Origin of the sequence: Paenibacillus sp. (assembly GCF_035645195.1) — a bacterium.
In the GTDB taxonomy this organism is placed as follows: Bacteria; Bacillota; Bacilli; order Paenibacillales; family YIM-B00363; genus Paenibacillus_AE.
The window spans coordinates 184,231-201,617 of sequence record NZ_DASQNA010000018.1 but is presented as its reverse complement, the minus strand read 5'-3'; the positions used below and the strand labels follow the sequence as shown (position 1 = coordinate 201,617).

General features: G+C 62.0%; 23 protein-coding genes and 1 tRNA gene. All 24 read right to left on the bottom strand.

What is annotated here, in order from left to right; genetic code table 11:
* Positions 1–15 precede the first annotated feature (15 nt).
* Entirely contained in the window at positions 16–1,578 is a 1,563-nt protein-coding gene (trpE, locus tag VE009_RS10095) for an anthranilate synthase component I (RefSeq protein ID WP_325007267.1), read from the bottom strand.
* A gap of 277 nt (positions 1,579–1,855) precedes the next feature.
* Positions 1,856–2,224, bottom strand: a complete 369-nt coding sequence (gene aroH / locus VE009_RS10090; protein WP_325007266.1) for a chorismate mutase — start codon at positions 2,222–2,224, stop codon at positions 1,856–1,858.
* A complete protein-coding gene (gene aroB / locus VE009_RS10085; RefSeq protein ID WP_325007265.1) occupies positions 2,225–3,328 on the bottom strand; it encodes a 3-dehydroquinate synthase in 1,104 nt (367 codons plus the stop codon).
* Positions 3,329–3,344: 16 nt separating this feature from the next.
* Positions 3,345–4,508 carry a chorismate synthase gene (gene aroC / locus VE009_RS10080; RefSeq protein WP_325007264.1) on the bottom strand — a complete coding sequence of 388 codons (1,164 nt, stop codon included), beginning with the start codon at positions 4,506–4,508 and terminating at the stop codon, positions 3,345–3,347.
* Positions 4,509–4,670: 162 nt separating this feature from the next.
* A complete protein-coding gene (locus VE009_RS10075) occupies positions 4,671–4,841 on the bottom strand; it encodes a hypothetical protein (protein ID WP_325007263.1) in 171 nt (56 codons plus the stop codon).
* 88 nt (positions 4,842–4,929) lie between these two features.
* Positions 4,930–5,724 (bottom strand): protein-glutamate O-methyltransferase CheR, encoded by a 795-nt coding sequence (locus tag VE009_RS10070; RefSeq protein WP_325007262.1) that lies wholly within the window; start codon positions 5,722–5,724, stop codon positions 4,930–4,932.
* Positions 5,725–5,762: 38 nt separating this feature from the next.
* Positions 5,763–6,206 (bottom strand): nucleoside-diphosphate kinase, encoded by a 444-nt coding sequence (gene ndk, locus VE009_RS10065; protein WP_325007261.1) that lies wholly within the window; start codon positions 6,204–6,206, stop codon positions 5,763–5,765.
* Between the two features lie 88 nt (positions 6,207–6,294).
* On the bottom strand, positions 6,295–7,263 hold the full coding sequence (locus tag VE009_RS10060) for a polyprenyl synthetase family protein (protein ID WP_325007260.1): 969 nt from the start codon (positions 7,261–7,263) through the stop codon (positions 6,295–6,297).
* Positions 7,260–8,150: a menaquinone biosynthesis protein gene (locus VE009_RS10055; RefSeq protein WP_325007259.1), complete on the bottom strand. Its 891-nt coding sequence runs from the start codon at positions 8,148–8,150 to the stop codon at positions 7,260–7,262. Before VE009_RS10055 ends, VE009_RS10060 begins: the two co-directional genes overlap by 4 nt.
* On the bottom strand, positions 8,134–8,760 hold the full coding sequence (locus VE009_RS10050; RefSeq protein WP_325007258.1) for a flavin prenyltransferase UbiX: 627 nt from the start codon (positions 8,758–8,760) through the stop codon (positions 8,134–8,136). Before VE009_RS10050 ends, VE009_RS10055 begins: the two co-directional genes overlap by 17 nt.
* Complete coding sequence (locus VE009_RS10045; protein ID WP_325007257.1) at positions 8,757–9,620, bottom strand: UbiA-like polyprenyltransferase; 864 nt, start codon at positions 9,618–9,620, stop codon at positions 8,757–8,759. The genes VE009_RS10050 and VE009_RS10045 overlap by 4 nt, the downstream gene beginning before the upstream one ends.
* Positions 9,621–9,622: 2 nt before the next feature.
* On the bottom strand, positions 9,623–10,333 hold the full coding sequence (locus tag VE009_RS10040; protein ID WP_325007256.1) for a demethylmenaquinone methyltransferase: 711 nt from the start codon (positions 10,331–10,333) through the stop codon (positions 9,623–9,625).
* Between the two features lie 15 nt (positions 10,334–10,348).
* Complete coding sequence (locus VE009_RS10035; RefSeq protein WP_325007255.1) at positions 10,349–11,191, bottom strand: heptaprenyl diphosphate synthase component 1; 843 nt, start codon at positions 11,189–11,191, stop codon at positions 10,349–10,351.
* Positions 11,192–11,284: 93 nt separating this feature from the next.
* A complete protein-coding gene (locus VE009_RS10030) occupies positions 11,285–11,827 on the bottom strand; it encodes a hypothetical protein (RefSeq protein WP_325007254.1) in 543 nt (180 codons plus the stop codon).
* 115 nt (positions 11,828–11,942) lie between these two features.
* Positions 11,943–12,167, bottom strand: a complete 225-nt coding sequence (mtrB, locus tag VE009_RS10025) for a trp RNA-binding attenuation protein MtrB (RefSeq protein ID WP_325007253.1) — start codon at positions 12,165–12,167, stop codon at positions 11,943–11,945.
* 75 nt (positions 12,168–12,242) lie between these two features.
* A tRNA-Pro gene (locus VE009_RS10020) sits at positions 12,243–12,319 on the bottom strand.
* A gap of 96 nt (positions 12,320–12,415) precedes the next feature.
* Entirely contained in the window at positions 12,416–12,688 is a 273-nt protein-coding gene (locus VE009_RS10015) for an HU family DNA-binding protein (protein ID WP_325007252.1), read from the bottom strand.
* A 237-nt stretch (positions 12,689–12,925) separates the two neighbouring features.
* Complete coding sequence (gene spoIVA / locus VE009_RS10010) at positions 12,926–14,404, bottom strand: stage IV sporulation protein A (protein WP_325007251.1); 1,479 nt, start codon at positions 14,402–14,404, stop codon at positions 12,926–12,928.
* 282 nt (positions 14,405–14,686) lie between these two features.
* Positions 14,687–15,454: a hypothetical protein gene (locus VE009_RS10005; RefSeq protein WP_325007250.1), complete on the bottom strand. Its 768-nt coding sequence runs from the start codon at positions 15,452–15,454 to the stop codon at positions 14,687–14,689.
* The gene (locus VE009_RS10000; RefSeq protein WP_325007249.1) at positions 15,448–15,786 is read right to left on the bottom strand and encodes a 2Fe-2S iron-sulfur cluster-binding protein; all 339 of its coding nucleotides are present in this window, start codon (positions 15,784–15,786) and stop codon (positions 15,448–15,450) included. Before VE009_RS10000 ends, VE009_RS10005 begins: the two co-directional genes overlap by 7 nt.
* A complete protein-coding gene (locus tag VE009_RS09995) occupies positions 15,774–16,415 on the bottom strand; it encodes a nucleotidyltransferase domain-containing protein (RefSeq protein ID WP_325007248.1) in 642 nt (213 codons plus the stop codon). Before VE009_RS09995 ends, VE009_RS10000 begins: the two co-directional genes overlap by 13 nt.
* Positions 16,416–16,443: 28 nt before the next feature.
* Positions 16,444–16,737, bottom strand: a complete 294-nt coding sequence (locus tag VE009_RS09990) for a 2Fe-2S iron-sulfur cluster-binding protein (RefSeq protein ID WP_325007247.1) — start codon at positions 16,735–16,737, stop codon at positions 16,444–16,446.
* 16 nt (positions 16,738–16,753) lie between these two features.
* Positions 16,754–16,936: a DUF2768 family protein gene (locus VE009_RS09985; protein ID WP_325007422.1), complete on the bottom strand. Its 183-nt coding sequence runs from the start codon at positions 16,934–16,936 to the stop codon at positions 16,754–16,756.
* A 160-nt stretch (positions 16,937–17,096) separates the two neighbouring features.
* Positions 17,097–17,369, bottom strand: a complete 273-nt coding sequence (locus VE009_RS09980) for a stage VI sporulation protein F (protein ID WP_325007246.1) — start codon at positions 17,367–17,369, stop codon at positions 17,097–17,099.
* Between the last annotated feature and the right edge of the window lie 18 nt (positions 17,370–17,387).

Sequence of the window (17,387 nt, the reverse complement as noted above, 5' to 3'; positions counted from 1 at the left end):
CGTTCGTCCCCTCCCTTACGGCTGACCGTAATAATCTTGATTGACGGTGACGGCCTCGCGCGCCGCGCCGCCGAAGATCGCCTCGGCGGTCCGGATCGCGGTCAGCATGCCCTTCGCCTTGTTGACCGTCTCTTCGTATTCCTTCTCCGGCACGGAATCCCAGACGATGCCGGCGCCGGCCTGCACGTACGCTTTGCCTTCGCGGAAAATGATCGTCCGGATCGTAATGCACGTGTCGAGGTTGCCCGAGAAGCCGAGGTAGCCGATCGCGCCCGCGTACGCGCCGCGCGCCTCCTGCTCGAGCTCCGCGATGATTTCCATCGCGCGCAGCTTCGGAGCGCCCGACACGGTGCCCGCCGGCATGCACGACAGGAACGCGTCGTAAAAATCTTTATCCTTCCGCAGCGTCCCGGACACGTTCGACACGATATGCATGACGTGCGAATACCGCTCGATGTCCATGTACGCGTCGACCTTTACCGTGCCCGGCACCGACACGCGGCCGATGTCGTTGCGGCCGAGGTCGACGAGCATCAGATGCTCCGCGAGCTCCTTCTCGTCGGCGAGCAGCTCGCGCTCGAGCGCAAGATCGGCCTCCGGCGTCCGGCCGCGCGGCCGCGTGCCCGCGATCGGGCGCGTCTGCACCTTGTCGCCTTCGACGCGGACGAGCAGCTCCGGCGACGTGCCGACGATGCGCTCCTCGCCCATTTTCAAATAATACATGTACGGCGACGGGTTCATCGTGCGCAGCACGCGGTATACGTGCAGCGGCGAAACGTCCGTATCCATCTCGAACCGCTGCGAAAGCACCACTTGGAAAATGTCCCCGGCGCGGATATATTCCTTCGCCTTCACGACGTTGTCGAGGAACGCCTCCTTCGTGAGGTTCGAACGCAAATCTTCCGCCCGTATGGCGACCGGCTCGCTCGGCGTGCGCGGCGTGAACGCGTTCGCGGCCGCTCCGCCGCCCCCCTGCAGCCGGGCGACCGCCCGGTCGATCCGCTCGTTCGCGGCGCGGTACGCCTCGTCGAGCTCGGCTTCGCCGGCGTTCAACGGCACATGCGCGTTGGCGACGATCATCATGTGCTGCTTCAAATGATCGAATACGATCAGTTGGTCGCAGAACATGAATTGGACGTCGTTCATCTTGAGGTCGTCGACGCGATGCGGCGGGAGCTTCTTCTCGTAATAGCGGAGCAGATCGTAGCCGAAGAAGCCGACCGCGCCGCCCATAAAGCGGGGATACCCTTCGAACTGCGGGCTCCGGTACTGCGCCAGCAGCCCGCGCAGGAAGTCGACCGGCTGCTCCGCGTACGTCTCATACACGCCGCGGCGCTCGACCTCGAGCTTGCCGCCTTTGCCGCGAACGACGAGGAACGGATCGGTGCCGATGAACGAATAACGCGCCCATTTCGCTCCGCCCTCCACGCTCTCGAGCAGGAACGCGTGCGGCTCTTCGCTGAACTGCTGGAAGACGCGGATCGGCGTTTCCGTATCGGCAAGCAGCGTGCGCGTCACCGGGATCAAATTGTAGTCTCGGGCATATCGCCCGAACGCTTCGCGGTTGGGGTACAACATACGAACGCCTCCGTCCTGTGATTGTGCCGTTGCGCCGGGATGAACCTCCGAAAAAAACAAAGGCCCCTACGCTGCGGTAGAGGCCGGTGGATTGATTTCATGGAAAAGCAAAGCGTCCCGAAGGCAGGCGGACCCGTTTCGCGGCAACGCGAACAAACGAGGTCTTCCCCCAAAAGGCTAACGCTTTCGCTCGTCTCGACTGAACTCCACTCATCTCGAAAATCAACTCGGCTCTAACTCGGCTCCTCCCCACTATACACCAGCTGTCCGTTCGCGGTCAACGCTTCGCCAAATCGGGGCGCAGCGATTTCGCTTCGTTCAGGTAGACGTGCACCATATCCTTTTGCGATTTCGTCGTATTGACCGTCACCATCAGCCGAATGCATCGCGGCAGCGCGCCCTGCACCGGCACCTCGAGCGCGCACATGAGCGGCACGAGATCCCAGCCGTCCAGCGCGCGGATCGCGACGGCCGGGAACGCGGCGTCGAGATCCGAGGTGACCGTGATGAACACGTACCCGATATCTTCCGGCACGAGGCCGTTTTCGGCGATAATCGTCGAAAGCAGCTCCCTCGTCGCGTCCAAAATTTCCTGCTTATCGTTATGCTCTACCGTCGTGGCTCCCCGTATTCCCCTTGTATACATCTACGCGCTCTCCCCTTGTTTCAACGATTCGACGACGTCTCTCACGAGCGACGACGGAATGCCCTTCACGATATCGACGACGCCGATCTCCTTCGGCAGCACGAACACCATTTCGCCGCCGCGGAACTTTTTGTCGTGCATCATCGCTTCCATGATCGCATCCGTATCGAAATGCGCAGGGAGCGCGACGGGCAGGCCGAGGCGGGACAGCACCCGGCGCGTCGCCGCGTACACGTCCTCCGGCGCATGGCCGAGCCGCACGGCGAGACGCGCCGAACCGCACATGCCGATCGAGATCGCTTCCCCGTGCGTCAGCTCGCCGTAGCCGGCCACCGCTTCCAGCGCGTGCCCGATCGTGTGGCCAAGGTTGAGAATCGCGCGCAGGCCGCCTTCCCGTTCGTCCTGCGAGACGACGCGCGCTTTGACGCCGCAGCCGACGTACAGCGCGTACGCGAGCGCCTCCGGATCGAGGGCAAGCAGCCGGTCGGCGTTCGCCTCGACCCACTCCGTGAACGCGCGGTCCATGATGAGACCGTGCTTCGCCACCTCGGCGAGGCCCGAGCGGACCTCTCGCGGCGGCAGCGTTCGCAGCGTCGACGTGTCGTACAGCACGAATTCCGGCTGGTGGAACGCGCCGATGATGTTTTTGGCGAGCGGGTGGTTGACCGCCACTTTGCCCCCGACGCTGGAATCGTGCGCGAGAATCGTCGTCGGCGCCTGCACGAAGCGGACGCCGCGCATGTAGGAAGCCGCCGCGAAGCCGGCGAGATCGCCGACGACGCCGCCGCCCAAGGCGACGATCGTCGAATCGCGGTCGAGGCCGGCTTCCAGCGCCGTCGTTACGATGTCGCCGAGCGCGTCTAGCCGCTTCGCCTGTTCGCCGCTCTCGACCGTATGCGTCGCGACCGTATAGCCCGCCGCCTCCAGCGACGCCGAAGCTTGCGGAAGGTACAGCGGGCCGACCTCCGCGTCGCTGACGAGCAGGATCGGCGACTTCTTCGGCAGCGCGTGCTTGACCGCCGTTTCCCCGAAGCGGTCCAGCAAATGTTCCCCGATATAAATCGGATAGGAGCGGTCGCCCAAATCAACCGTCAATTCTCTCATCCGGTTCTCGCCCATATTAGTAGTTCCTTACGTACTCAAGGTAGGAGTCGTAGTTGCGGCGCATCTCTTCGATCGAATCGCCGCCGAACTTCTCGACCATCGCCTTCGCGACTTCCCAAGCGACGACGTTCTCCATGATGACGCCGGCCGCCGGCACGGCGCACGTGTCGGACCGCTCCACCTGCGCGGTGAACGGCTCCTTCGTGTCGATGTCGACGCTCTGCAACGGCTTGTACAGCGTCGAGATCGGCTTCATCACGCCGCGCACGACGATCGGCGCGCCGGTCGTCATGCCGCCCTCGAATCCGCCTGCGCGGTTCGTCGGCCGCACGAAGCCCTTCTCCGGATCGTAATGGATCTCGTCGTGCACCTTCGAGCCGCGCAGCCGCGCCGCTTCGAAGCCGATGCCGATTTCGACGCCCTTGAACGCCTGGATCGACACGACCGCTTGCGCGATGCGCCCGTCGAGCTTGCGATCCCACTGCACGTGGGAGCCGAGGCCGATCGGCGCGCCTTCGACGATCGCCTCGACGATGCCGCCGAGCGTGTCGCCGTCCGCCTTCGCCGCGTCGATCGCGGCGATCATGCGCTCTTCCGCCGCCTTATCGACGACGCGTACAGGAGACTCCTCGGTAATCGCGATCAGCTCGTCGAGCGGCAGGTCGACCGGAGGCGCTTCGACGTCGCCGATCGAGATGACATGCCCGCCGACCTTGATGCCGAAGTGAGCGAGCAGCGCGCGCGCCACGCCGCCGACTGCGACGCGGACCGTCGTTTCGCGGGCGCTCGATCGCTCGAGAATGTTGCGCAGGTCGCGCTGGTTGTATTTCACGCCGCCGTTCAAGTCGGCATGCCCCGGACGCGGCCGGTTGACGCGCCGCTTCGCCTCGGCATCCTCTTCCATCGGCTCCGCGCCCATAATGCTTGTCCAATGCTTCCAATCTTTATTGTGGACGACGAGCGCGATCGGCGCGCCGGTCGTTTTGCCGTGACGCACGCCGCCGACGATCTCGACTTCGTCTTTCTCGATTTGCATCCGACGGCCGCGGCCGTATCCTTTTTGCCTTCTGGCAAGCTGCTCGTTGATCGTCTCCGCCGTGAGCGGCACGTTGCTCGGCATTCCTTCGATGATGACCGTCAGCTGCGGTCCGTGCGTCTCCCCCGCCGTTAAAAACCTCACAACCGGTTCCTCCTTTAGTCCATCCCGCCGCTAGTCCCTTTCGGTTCCTTCGGGACTTTAACGCTTTTATGCGCGAATGTGTTTTGCATTACTATAGTGTACCATCCTTAACGCAAAAACGGAACCCCCGAGAGCGTTTCTCCCGGGGGCTCCGAATTCAAGCTACACCGTTTTCGCCGGCATTTTCGGCAGCGCGAACGGTTTCGTCTCGGACATTTGCGGATCGTTCACCAGCTTCATGATCTGCGGCGAGTCGATGCCCAAAATTTGCGCGCATTCTTGGATCGTGAGAAAGCCGCGTCGATAAGCGGTGATCACTTTGCGTTTGTCCATTCGTAGGTGGCTCCTCCTGACCTGTCGATAAGCATGTTCTTTCCTTAGTATAGGAATTGTTGGAAATGCTTATACATCCAGAGCGGCATTAGTCTTTTTGGTAAAAAAACGTGTCCGCGGAGGAGAGCCCGTATTGTCCCGGGGTAAAGATTTGTTCGGTCGACCCGACGAACAGAATGCCGCCGGGTCGCAGCGCGTCGGCGAATTTCCGATAGAGCATCGTCTTCGCTTCCTCGGTGAAATAAATCATGACGTTGCGGCAAATGATCAAATCGTAGCCCGTATCGAACCGATCGGTCAGCAGATTGCCTTTGGCGAACGTTACGGCCCGCTTCAGCTCGTCGCTGACGGCGTACGATTCGCCCGACCGTCGAAAATAGGCGTCTATGTACGACTGCGGAACGTCCTTCAAGCTGCGTTCCTGATACAGTCCCGTTTTCGCCCGGGCGAGCGCGTTGTCGTCGATGTCGGTCGCGATAATTTTAGACGCGTCGAGCAGCCCTTTGCCCGCCAAAATCATCGCCAGCGAATACGGTTCTTCCCCGGTGGAGCAAGCCGCGCTCCAGCATTTGAGCCTGCGCGACCGCTCGAGCAGCTCCGGCAGGAAACGCTGCTCCAGCACCTCCCACCGGTTCGGGTTGCGCCAAAATTCGGACACGTTGATCGTCATCCGGTCGAGCAGCTCCGCGAGCAGCTCCTGGCTCCTTGCGACCGCTTGCACGTACGAAGCGAAACTATCATACCCCCGCCGCTGCCGCAGCGTCGTGAGGCGCCGTTTCATTTGGGCCTCTTTGTACAACGATAAATCGATCCCCGTCAATTTCTTGAAGCTTTGGACAAACGCTGCGTAATCCGGATCGTGCTCCCCTTCCCATTCTCCCATGCCGTTCCCATTCCTTCCGAGCGAATCCGCTGCGCGGATCAGATCCAAGCGTTGATCGTCTTGTCGTAGCCGACCAGCTCGGCTTCCGTAAAGAAGTTGAAAATTTCGCGCTCCGCGCTCTCCGGCGAGTCGGAGCCGTGGATCAGGTTGCGCGGCGTATGCGCCGCGAAATCGCCGCGGATCGTGCCCGGCAGCGCGTCCGCTACGTTCGTCTTGCCGATGACGAGGCGCGACAGCGCGATGACGTCGTCTCCCTGCCAGACCATCGCGAACACGGGGCCCGACGTGATGAAGCCGACCAAGTCGTCGAAGAACGGCTTCTCTTTATGCTCCGCGTAGTGGAACTCCGCTTGCTCCCGCGTCACTTGCAGCAGTTTGGCGGCGACCAATTGAAACCCTTTGCGTTCGAAGCGGGCGACGATTTCCCCGATCAATCCCCGCTGCACCCCGTCCGGCTTCACCATCAAAAACGTACGTTGCATGACCATACCTCCATTGCGATGTGTTCATGGGCTTGTCCGTTATGCCATATCGTTCCTATCATACTGCAATTTTCCGAGAAAACAAACGTTAATACGCGCGTTCCGCGATAAAATTCGCGATGGCTTCGAAATCGTCCTTCGCCGGAATGTCCGGCAGCTCGTCGAGCGCCCGAATCGCCTTGTCGATGTACCTTCGCGACAGCGCGTCCGCTTCCTCGATGCCGGGGCTGCTCCGCACGAGCTCGATCGCCCGCGCGAGCGCCGCTTCGTCCGGCCGCTCCGCGTTCGTCGCCGCCCGCACCGCCTCGCGCACCCGTTCGTCCCGGATCGCGTACAGCACCGGCAGCGTCACGTTGCCTTGGCGCATGTCGCTGCCCGGCGGCTTGCCGAGCTGCTGCTCCGTGCCCATCAAATCGAGAATATCGTCCCGAATTTGGAACGCCATGCCGGCGTTGTAGCCGAACGCGTACAGCCGCTGCGCCGCCCGGTCCGACGCGCCAGCCGCGAGCGCACCCAGCTGGCAGGAGACGGCGATGAGGAGCGCCGTCTTGCGGCGGATGCGCAGCAAATAGTCCCGTACCGATTGGTCGAGGCGGTAAAACAGCCGGAACTGCTCCATCTCCCCGATGACCATCTGCACCATCGCCTTGGACAAGATGCGGTGTATGTCCGGCCGCTCGAGCTGCGCCGCCACCGCGAGCGCCTTGCCTAATATGTAGTCGCCCGTGTACATCGCGATGCGCTCGTCCCACTTCGCCTTCACGGTCGGTTGGCCGCGCCGCGTCGCCGCGTCGTCGATGACGTCGTCGTGCACGAGCGTCGCCATATGAATCAGCTCCAAGGCGACCGCCACATGCGACAGTCGATCCAGGTCGTACGTCCCGAAACGGCCCGCCAGCAGAACGAACACGGGCCGAATCCGCTTGCCCCCGGCTTTCAGGAGATGCAGCGATGCGGCGTTCAGCTCCGCTTCCTCGGTACGGACGCTTTCGTCCAGCCTCCGTTCGATGTGCTGGATATCCTCGGTCATTTTCGCGTATATATCCAAGAGCTTCATTCCGTCACCTGCGTCATCTTGGGATTTCGCCATACCCTCAGGGGCGGGGCGGATTCGAGATAGCCGAGCTCGTGCGCGAAGCGGAAATACAGCTCCAGCCCTTGCCGCTGCTCGGATCCGAAATCGTAGATCAAATTGCCGAAATACGCGCGCCAGAAGTCCCGGCTGCCGCCGACCGCCTTCGCGGCTTCGTCGAGCAGCGCTTCCGGCAGCCTCGTGCCTTCGCGCTTCGAAGCGAGCAGCGCCTCGTGGACGAGCGCTGCGTCGGCCTCGCGCGCCCTCGCCCACTCCTCCCGCACCGCCCACACCGCGAACGTCATGCCGTAGCCGGTCCACTCCGTCCACAGCGTGCATAGATCGTAACGATGCAATCCGAGTCGTTCCCCGGTACGGCACTCCCGAATCGCGTCGTCGCCGATCAGCAGCGCGGCGTCGCACGTATCCATCATCGTATCCAAATTCGGCGCCATATCTACATACTCGGGAACAAATTCGAATCGTTTCGCCATAATTATTTTCAGCAAATGGACCGTCGTCGCGGACGTCGTCGCCAGCGCGATCCGCTGCGGCAGCGCTTCCGAAAGCGGGCGCCGCGTGAACAAAAACAGCGAACCGACCGAGCCCTTCGCGCTGACCGACAAATCGGGCAGCAGCAATAGCTTGTCCGCGTGCTTCGCATAAGCGAACGAGGAAATCGACGCGACGTCGATCTCCCCTGCGGACAAAGCGGCGTTCAGCTGCGTCGGCGTCTGCGTCGTCACGCGAATGCGCGATTCCAGCCCCGCGGGAGGGAAGCCGTAAAACACGGGCCACACGTTCGTGAATACGATTTTGCCGAGGCGGATGTCCCGCGTCTCTCTTTCGTTGTCGTCAATCGGCCTCGTCATGCGGCGCTCCCTCTCCCCAACGCGGATACAATTCGTGATCGATTCCCATGCTGTCGAGCGTCTTGCCGACAATGAAATCGATGATGTCTTCGATGCTTTGCGGCCGGTTGTAAAACCCCGGATTCGCCGGCAGCAGGCGGACGCCCATTTGGGCGAGCGTCAGCATGTTTTGCAGATGAACGGCGTGCAGCGGCGTCTCCCGCGGCACGAGCACGAGCTTGCGCCCTTCTTTGAGCGTTACGTCTGCCGCGCGTTCGAGCAAATTGTCGGACATGCCGTGCGCGATCGCGGCCAGCGTCCCCATCGAGCAAGGAACGACGACCATGCCGTCCACGCGGAACGAACCGCTCGCTACCGCCGCGCCGATATCTTGATTCGGATAATATCGAATTTGAGCCTTCCGTCCGCCGAACTTCTCCGCAAGCGTCGCCGCCCGCTTCGCGACGTCCCAGTCGAGCTCTTCCTTCAGCACGCGCCAGCCGGCGTCGGTGACGATCAGATGGACGGGAATGCCCATCTCGAGCAGCCGTTCGCACAGCCGTATGCCATACGCCGCCCCGCTCGCGCCGGTCAATCCGACGATCCAGCCGCGTTTTCCCGCCGCGCTCATAATACCGCCACGTCGATTAGCGTGAAGGTGAACATCACGAGGCTCAAAATCCCGTTCATCGTCAGAAACGCGGTATTAATGCGGGACAAGTCTCCGGGCTTCACGAGCCGGTGCTGATTAAACAGCGCGACATACGCGATGGCGAGGCCGATCAAGTAAATCCAGTTCAGGTCGGCCAGCAGCCAAATCGAAACGAGGCCGATCGCCGTGGCGACATGGAACCACCGGGCGATGCGCAGCGCGCGGGCGACGCCGAACCGCTGCGGAATCGAGTGCAGCCCCTTCTCCCGGTCGAACTCGGCGTCCTGGCAGGCATACAGAATATCGAAACCTGCGATCCAGAACGCAACGGCCGCGTACAAGACGAGCGCCGGGACGTCGAACGCGCCCGTGACCGCGATCCAGCCGCCGAGCGGGGCGAGGCCGATGGTGAGCCCCAGTACGACGTGGCACAACCAGGTAAACCGCTTCGTGTAAGAGTAGAACGTTAAGAAAAAGACCGCAATCGGCAAAAGCTTCACGCACAGCGGATTCAGCTGCGCGGCCGCGACGAACAACAGGACGAACGACGCCGCGATAAACAGCAGCACTTCCTTCTTCGACAGCAGCCCGGCCGGAATGGCGCGAAGCGCCGTGCGCGGGTTTTCCGCGTCGATGGCCGCGTCGATGAGGCGATTGAGCCCCATCGCCGCGCTGCGGGCGCCGACCATCGCGAGCGTCACCCAGCCGATTTGCGCCCAAGAGGGCAGCGCGTCGTTCGAGACGATGGACGCCAAAATTGCTCCCATATACGCGAACGGCAGCGCGAAGATCGTATGCTCGAACTTAATCATTTCTAAAAATACTTTTACCTTGTTCATGTCTACACCTTCGTTCCGATATGCAGCGCCGCAGCGCCGAAGAAAAAGGCATGCGACGTTACGTCCTTGAGGCCCGCTTTGCGAAACCTCTCCTCGAGCTCCTCGCGGTTCGGGAACGTGACGAGCGATTCGGGCAGCCATTTGTACTGCTCGTACCGTTTCACGAACCACTTCGCCAGCAGAGGAAGCACGCGTTCGAAATAGAAATAGTATACCGTCCGGAACGGCTCCGCCGTCGGCTTGGACGTTTCCAAGCAGACGACTTTGCCGCCCGGTTTCACGACGCGGGCCATCTCCGACAGCACGACGTCGATGTCCGGCACGTTGCGCAGCCCGAACCCGATCGTGGCAAAATCGAACCGCCCGTCCTCGAACGGCAGGCTCATCGCGTTCCCCTGCACGAGCTCGACTTGCTTCGCGAGCCCTTCGTCTTCCACCTTCCGGCGGCCGATGTCGAGCATGTTCTTGCTGAAGTCGAGCCCGACGACCTCGCCCGTGCGGCTCGCCTTCGCGAGCGCGATCGTCCAATCGCACGTGCCGCAGCAGACGTCGATCGCCGTTTGGCCCGGCTTAACGTTCATCACCTTCATCGTGTAATCGCGCCAAGCTTTATGCCGCCGGAAGCTGATGACGTCGTTCATCATGTCGTACTTCGGGGCGACGCTTTCGAACACCGAATGCACGTGCTTCTCTTTGTTTTTCATATCTCGCATCGTTCCGCGTTCACCTCAAATTTCCTGCGCTCTCGTCGTCGTTCGTTGGGCGAACAGCGGTTCCGCGAGGCGGAGCAGCTCCTCCGCCAGCTTGTCCGAACCGATTCCCCGAAGCAGCTGCCGCAGCTCTTCGATGTTCGCTTCGAGACGATCCGTCAGCCGGCCGATCAAATTGTATTTCAGCAGCACCGATTGAAGCCTGCTCTCGTCCATCCGACCGCTCACGAGCAGTTCGACCTCTTCCGGCGTGCCGTTCTCGACGACGTACCAGTACGCCCAGCCGTCCTTCACGTTGTCCGGCCGCGTCCGCGTCAGCTCCGCCGCGATCACTTCGCACTCGGCGACCGCGCGCAGCACGGCCGGGCACGTCTTGCGGTACACCTCTTCCATCCACGACGTGAACGTAAGAAACAGGTGCGTGTTAATATCGACCGTCGCGCGCAAATATTCCTCTGCGGTCAGCAGCAGCCGCTTCGCCTTCAAGTACATGTTCATCTTGAATCGGTTTACCTCGCATACCGCCTGGGACACGAGGCCGATCGTCTGCACGCTTTCCGCCTGGGAGAGCACCTGGTAAAACCGGCTGCTGAAATAATCCCCCGCCAGCACCGTCATCTGGCGCCGGCGCGTCTCTCCCGCGCCGTCCACGAGCTCGTGCGTGTCGAGCCCATGCTGCATAAGCGATACGGCGAGCCCGATCGCTTCTTGAAGCTTCGGGTGCGGCGCCTTGGTCGTCGCGTATCGCAGGAAAGCGGCGAACACCCGCGAGCGCAGCTCCGGAAATTCGGGGAGCTTCGTATGTGCGCTAATCAAATCGTGCTCGGTATATTTTCTGGCTGTCTCCTTAAATCCGTCCATTGCGATCTCGGCACCCTCCGATGACGTGGTTCGTACGCATTCATGCTTGACATTATAGCATAACGCCATCCCGGACGCACGGCGGCCCGAGATTCAGCGCTGCGCCTGCCATTCCCGCCACCGATCCGTCACGGTGAGCCGCATTTTGCCATCTAACCACGAGGCCGGCAGCGCCTCCCCGTCGCGCAGCCGCTGCAGCTCCGCCTCGCGGAACTCGGTCTTCGCGCCGGCGAGCGCGAGCAGCAGCGTCTCGCCGCCGCCGCGGTCGCCCGATTCCAGCACGCGGATGAACACGCGCGCGATGTTGCCGGACTCCGCGAGCGCCAGCTTCGCGAGCTCCCCGACGTCGGCGAGCACGTCGTCCGGATCGGCGGACCCTTCCCTCACCTCGAGATCGATTTGCAGCATCGACGAACGGAGCGTCACCCGGCGAATGTCCGCCGCGAGCGAGAGCGCCGACAGCTCGTCGACGATCGTCTCTTCGGAAATCGTCCGGACGCGGTGCTCGCTGTAGACGACCGCGGGCGCGCCGCTCGGCGCCACGATGGACCGGTCCAGCTCCCCGACCCACGAAATGGCCAGCGCAATGAGAATCGCAATCGACACCGCCGTGCCGAGACGAACGAATGCTGTCATCGAGACTACCGCCCTTTCTTCTTACCCCTTAACACATTGTACAAAAGAAAAAAGCAGGCTATGCCTGCCGTCTTGTACGCGCGTGTAAGGTCGGGCCGTCCTCGGGATGACCGGATCAGCCGTCGGTTTCGATCGTGCCGTGCTTCGTCACGATGATCGCTTTGCCGCGAATTTTCACCGCCGACGTATGGTCCGTAAACTGCGCGATCATCACTTCGCCCTTGTCCAGCTTCTCCGTATGGTGGAAGCGGGTGTCCGCCCCCCGGGTCAAGCCGATGACGTGCACGCCGTTTTCCTTCGCCTTGACGATGAAATAATCGTTGTGGGCGTTCTCCATCATTGAACCTCCTTAAGAAGTGCGACTGCCCGTTCGGATAAAAAGAAAGAGACACCGACTTCGACGATGTCTCTATCATGGTCGGAGTAACAGGATTCGAACCTGCGACCTCACCCACCCCAAGGGTGCGCGCTACCGGGCTGCGCCATACCCCGAAACCGTAACAGAAGTTATTATAGCAATTTGTCGCGCGACAGTAAAGGGCCGCGAACGTCTCCGCCCGCGGCCGCCTCTCAATCCCTATGTATCGATTATTTAATTCCGTCCTTCAACGCCTTGCCCGGCTTGAAAGCAGGAACTTTGCTCGCTGGGATATCGATTTCTTCGCCCGTCTGCGGGTTGCGGCCTTTGCGTGCCGTGCGCTCGCGAACCTCGAAATTCCCGAACCCTACCAGTTGCACTTTCTCGCCGTTTTGCAGCGCGTCCGCGATCGAATCGAACACGGCTTCCACTACGGCCGTCACGTCCTTCTTCGACAGCTCCGTCGTTTCGGCGACTTTGGAGATCAAATCCGTTTTGTTCATTCCATTCACCTCCCAACCGACTTAAGCGTCCTACTCTTTGTTTTTACGTTTTCTATTAAGAATATACATACCCTATTCGAAAACGCGCAACTTTTTCCAAGGAATTCCTAAGGAAATCAAGGACATTGATTATCATAAAACAAACCTATGACCGTTGGCAAGCATCTTCTTTATGCCCTTAATTAAAAGACTCCCCGATTCGGAGTCTCCGAACCGGGGAGCGGGCGAAAGCAGGCGTTACAAGATGATGGCGATCAAGCCGCCGGAGCCTTCGTTGATAATGCGCGCGAGCGTTTCCTGCAGCTTGTAGCGCGCATTGTCCGGCATCATGGCGAGCTTGCCTTGAATGCCTTCGCGCACGATCGAGTGGAGCGACCGTCCGAAAATGTCGGATTCCCAAATTTTCACCGGATTTTCTTCGAAATCCTGCATCAGGTACCGCACCAGCTCTTCGGACTGCTTCTCCGTGCCGATGATCGGCGCGAACTCGCTTTCGACGTCGACGCGGATCATATGGATCGACGGCGCCGTCGCTTTGAGGCGCACCCCGAAGCGCGAGCCTTGGCGGATCAATTCCGGCTCGTCGAGCGCCATCTCCTCGAGCGAAGGCGCGGCGATGCCGTAGCCGGTCGTCTTCACCATCTCGAGCGCCTCGGCGAAGCGGTCGTACTCCTTCTTCGCATGCGTGAACTCGACCATCATCTGCAGCAGGTGATCCTTGCCGCGAATTTCGGTGCCGACGACTTCCATCAAGATTCGATCGTACAGCTCATCCGGCGCGTACAGATCGATCTCCGCGACGCCCTGGCCCATGTTCATGCCGGACAGTCCCGCGCGCTCGATGAACTCGTATTCTCCGAACTGGCCGACGACGCGGTCGACGTCGCGCAGACGGCGAATGTCCTTGACCGTCTCGCGGACGGAGTTTTCGAAGCTCGCCCGCAGCCAGTGGCGCTCTTCGAGCACCATAACCCAGCTCGGCAGGTTGACGTTCACTTCGTGCACCGGGAATTCGTACAGCACTTCGCGCAGCGCGCCGTAGATTTCGTCTTCCGTCATCGTCGCGACGCTGGCCGAAATGACCGGGATATCGTATTTCTCCGCGAGCTGCGCGCGAAGCTCGAGCGTTTCCGGGCTGCGCGGCTTCGTGGAGTTGACGATCATGATGAAAGGCTTTCCGACTTCTTTCAGCTCGTCGACGACGCGCTGCTCCGCCGCTTCGTACGATACGCGCGGAATGTCGGAAATCGTGCCGTCCGTCGTAATGACGACGCCGAGCGTGGAATGCTCTTGAATGACCTTCCGCGTGCCGATCTCCGCCGCTTCCTGGAACGGAATCGGCTCCTCGAACCACGGCGTCGAAATCATGCGCGGACCGTTCTCGTCCTCGTACCCCTTGGCGCCTTCCACCGCGTAGCCGACGCAGTCGACCATGCGGACGTTGACGTCGAGCCCTTCCGCGACGCGCACGCGCACCGCGTGATTCGGCACGAACTTCGGCTCCGTCGTCATGATCGTCTTGCCTGCGGCGCTTTGCGGCAGCTCGTCGATCGCTCGAGCGCGCTCCGCCTCGTTCGGGATGTTCGGCAGCACCACGGCCTCCATGAAGCGCTTGATAAACGTGGATTTACCTGTACGGACCGCGCCCACGACCCCTAGATAAATGTCGCCACCCGTACGCTCCGCGATGTCCTTGAAAATATCGACTTTTTCCAATGAGATCTCCTCCCAGCCAGTATTGGTTTCGTCATGAGGATGTCGCCGCACGTCGTTCTAGGCAAGCCTTGTGAGACGTCGGAACTCGTACATGCAAATGGACTAGTATCAATATATGTACTCCGGCGGCCGATATGACTGATTTTCTTTGCGCGTTTTCGCCCCCTTCGGACGGAGTGCCGCGGAAACGGTCAATCTTTCTTAGGTGTATGGTTGATGGTTCGGAAATATGTCGGAAACGCGAAAAACCGCCGATTGTCGGCGGTTTCAAAGTCGAATCTATTATTTCGGCAGCTCGGCCGACGGCGCGACGAGCTGCGGCTCCCCGTTTCGCCACGCGTACGGATACGAGCGGACGGGCGCCAGCGGCGAAGCGCGGACGAGCCACTCCCTGGCGTCGGCTCCATCGGCGAGCGAAGCGCCTTCTCCCGCGCGCCGCGCCGCCTCCACGATGTCGAGGCCGTAATCGATGAGCGCCTCGCCCGATTCGTGGAGCAGCACGGGCAGCGTTCGGTTCGTCAGCCGGCTGACGATCCCTGGCGCCTTGCGCTTCAGCGCGTCGTAGTCGACCGCGAAGAAGCCCGGCGCCGTCTCCGGTCCGACGGGCAGCCGGCCGTTCTCGCGCCGGTAGCCGTCGATCTGCCGTTGCAGCTCGGCGACCGCCTGCACGGCCGCGATATCCATCAGCATGACGACCGGCTCGGGTTCGGTCTCCGGCCGGATCAACAAATAATAATAATTCCCTCCGGCCTCGAACGCATTCCGCGGCACGCCGCTCAGCATGCCGGCCTGCACGAGCCGGTTCAAATCGATGACGTATTTCTCGTACATCGGCGTCGATTCGTTCGCATTCGCGATCGGATACACGCTTCGCGCCTCGTAGTACCGTTTCACGGCTCCCGCGACGCGGTCGAGCTCCTCCCGGATGAACGCCGGATTGGCCGTTTGCCGTTCGATCTCGGCGCGGTACATGCATCCGGACAGCAGGACCAGCGCCAGCGCCAACGCCGCCGCCCGCGTCCATCTCCGGACGGCTCCCGCGGTTACCATAAATCCTCGTCCTCCTTCTGCCGTTCGAGCTGCTTGCGGACCGCCGCCTTCAGCGGATCCTCCGGCACTTCGACCGTGACGTCCCCGAGCGCCTTCGCTTGGCACGACAGCCGCATGCCGCCGGCGCCGGCGCCCATCTTCCGGCGTTCCCCTTCTTGCGGCGGCGAAACGGCGGAGCCGTCGCGCACGCTCACCTTGCACATGAGACAGCCCATGACGCCGCCGCATCGCGTGCGAACGCCGACGCCGGCCATCCTGGCCGCGGCGAGCAGCGTCGTGCCGAGGCGCACGTCGATCGTCTTGCCGTCGGGCAAGAACGTTACTCGCGGCATCGCGGCGCTCCTTCCCCGGGCGCGAACGCGTCCTCGGTCAGCCCGAGCAGCTCGGTCAGCCGCCCCCGCCACGCCGCGTCGAACCGGTTGTCCGCCACGATGTCGCGCAGCGCGGGCAGATGCGCCGCGGGGTCGGCGCGCATGGCCGCCGCGATCGCCTCGTAGCGGTCCTCGCGCCCGCGAAGCAAATTGAAGGCGAGCTCGTGCGCGAGCGGCATGACGCCGACCGGCTCCCCGCCGACCTCCGCGCGCAGCGCGTGGCGCTCCATCGCGCCGGCGATGGCAATGCGGTAGTCCGCGCCGGCGGCGCGCACCTCGAAGCCCGCGACGAGCTCGACGGTGACGCCGCCGATATCGTAATGGGACAGCGTCGAGCGGTACCGCTCGGTTTCGCTGTAGTGCTGCTCGTCCGACGCGTAATCGCGCAGCGCGTCATGGAACGCCGCGGCTCCTTCCGCGTCGATGTAAATGTCGACGTCCCGCGGCGTCGCGCCGAGCGGCACGTCATGGAGCGCCAGCCCGCAGCTGCCGCCCACCAGCCACGGGGCGGGCACGCTCGACCAGCTTGCGGCGGCCGTCCGGATGGCGTGCGCGAGCGGCGCGGGCAGCGTATCGGTCCTATTCTTCACTTCGTCATCCCCCGGCAAGAAACTCACTTCAAAAATACGTGCGGTTGACGGCGCGCACGTCGCCTTCGCGGACGACGGCCGCTTGGCAGCCGAGGCGGTACCCCTGCTCCAGCTCTTCGTCGTCCATGCGGTCGTACTCCGCGTCCGTCGGCGCGTTCAATAGATCGCGGCCCTCCTCGACGTAGCAGCGGCAGCGCGCGCACGTGCCCCGCGTGCACGAGAAGCCGAGGTCAATGCCGTTCGCAAGCGCGTGATCGAGCAGCGTCGAGCCGATCTTGATGTCCACCGTCTTCGAGACGGTTCTTCCTTTCAGCGTCAGCATAGCTTGTCCTCCGGCGTTATAACATCGATAGCAGCGCGAACGGCAGCATCAGCACGAGCATCGCGAAGGCGATGATCGACAGCGTGAGGCGCACGGCGCCTTGCGTTTTGGCCCGCGCGAACGTGATCAGCACCGAGGCGAACGCCATCAGCCCGATCGCGACGAACGAAGCCCACATTTTATCCAGCGGCGACATCATTCTCACCTGTTTTTCCGGCCGCGGCGGCCAGCGCCGCGGCATCGATTTTTTTGCTTTTCATTCCAGTATACCATAGCTTGGGGAGCCCCCGCACGCAAACAGGCGTCCGCCCGGAAGGACGAACGCCCGCGGTGAGCGGAGTAACGCCCACGCATGCCGATTATTTCATCATCATTTTCATGATCTGTTCCATATTGTTCGGATTCATGCCGCTCTTCTTGACCGCGGACGCGATTTCCTGCACGAGGGAATCCGAGACGTTCACGCCGGCCATCGCGCCGACCTTTTTGATCAGCTTCTTCAGCTCGGCTTCGCTCTGCATCGTGGACGGTTTGACGCCGCTCGCGAGCTTGTGGATGTCCTTTTCGGAAATCGACTTCCCGGTTTTCTTCTTGACGACGTTCAGCACGTCCTTGCCGATTTGCTTCGCCATACGCTACCTCCTCCGCCG

What these genes read in the sequence shown, in the direction of transcription:
- trpE (WP_325007267.1), bottom strand. Translation starts at nt 1,578, where the DNA reads ATGTTGTACCCCAACCGCGAAGCGTTCGGGCGATATGCCCGAGACTAC.
- aroH (WP_325007266.1), bottom strand. Translation starts at nt 2,224, where the DNA reads ATGTATACAAGGGGAATACGGGGAGCCACGACGGTAGAGCATAACGAT.
- aroB (WP_325007265.1), bottom strand. Translation starts at nt 3,328, where the DNA reads ATGAGAGAATTGACGGTTGATTTGGGCGACCGCTCCTATCCGATTTAT.
- VE009_RS10075 (WP_325007263.1), bottom strand. Translation starts at nt 4,841, where the DNA reads ATGGACAAACGCAAAGTGATCACCGCTTATCGACGCGGCTTTCTCACG.
- VE009_RS10070 (WP_325007262.1), bottom strand. Translation starts at nt 5,724, where the DNA reads ATGGGAGAATGGGAAGGGGAGCACGATCCGGATTACGCAGCGTTTGTC.
- ndk (WP_325007261.1), bottom strand. Translation starts at nt 6,206, where the DNA reads ATGCAACGTACGTTTTTGATGGTGAAGCCGGACGGGGTGCAGCGGGGA.
- VE009_RS10060 (WP_325007260.1), bottom strand. Translation starts at nt 7,263, where the DNA reads ATGAAGCTCTTGGATATATACGCGAAAATGACCGAGGATATCCAGCAC.
- VE009_RS10055 (WP_325007259.1), bottom strand. Translation starts at nt 8,150, where the DNA reads ATGACGAGGCCGATTGACGACAACGAAAGAGAGACGCGGGACATCCGC.
- VE009_RS10050 (WP_325007258.1), bottom strand. Translation starts at nt 8,760, where the DNA reads ATGAGCGCGGCGGGAAAACGCGGCTGGATCGTCGGATTGACCGGCGCG.
- VE009_RS10045 (WP_325007257.1), bottom strand. Translation starts at nt 9,620, where the DNA reads ATGAACAAGGTAAAAGTATTTTTAGAAATGATTAAGTTCGAGCATACG.
- VE009_RS10040 (WP_325007256.1), bottom strand. Translation starts at nt 10,333, where the DNA reads ATGCGAGATATGAAAAACAAAGAGAAGCACGTGCATTCGGTGTTCGAA.
- VE009_RS10035 (WP_325007255.1), bottom strand. Translation starts at nt 11,191, where the DNA reads ATGGACGGATTTAAGGAGACAGCCAGAAAATATACCGAGCACGATTTG.
- VE009_RS10030 (WP_325007254.1), bottom strand. Translation starts at nt 11,827, where the DNA reads ATGACAGCATTCGTTCGTCTCGGCACGGCGGTGTCGATTGCGATTCTC.
- mtrB (WP_325007253.1), bottom strand. Translation starts at nt 12,167, where the DNA reads ATGATGGAGAACGCCCACAACGATTATTTCATCGTCAAGGCGAAGGAA.
- VE009_RS10015 (WP_325007252.1), bottom strand. Translation starts at nt 12,688, where the DNA reads ATGAACAAAACGGATTTGATCTCCAAAGTCGCCGAAACGACGGAGCTG.
- VE009_RS10005 (WP_325007250.1), bottom strand. Translation starts at nt 15,454, where the DNA reads ATGGTAACCGCGGGAGCCGTCCGGAGATGGACGCGGGCGGCGGCGTTG.
- VE009_RS10000 (WP_325007249.1), bottom strand. Translation starts at nt 15,786, where the DNA reads ATGCCGCGAGTAACGTTCTTGCCCGACGGCAAGACGATCGACGTGCGC.
- VE009_RS09990 (WP_325007247.1), bottom strand. Translation starts at nt 16,737, where the DNA reads ATGCTGACGCTGAAAGGAAGAACCGTCTCGAAGACGGTGGACATCAAG.
- VE009_RS09985 (WP_325007422.1), bottom strand. Translation starts at nt 16,936, where the DNA reads ATGATGTCGCCGCTGGATAAAATGTGGGCTTCGTTCGTCGCGATCGGG.
- VE009_RS09980 (WP_325007246.1), bottom strand. Translation starts at nt 17,369, where the DNA reads ATGGCGAAGCAAATCGGCAAGGACGTGCTGAACGTCGTCAAGAAGAAA.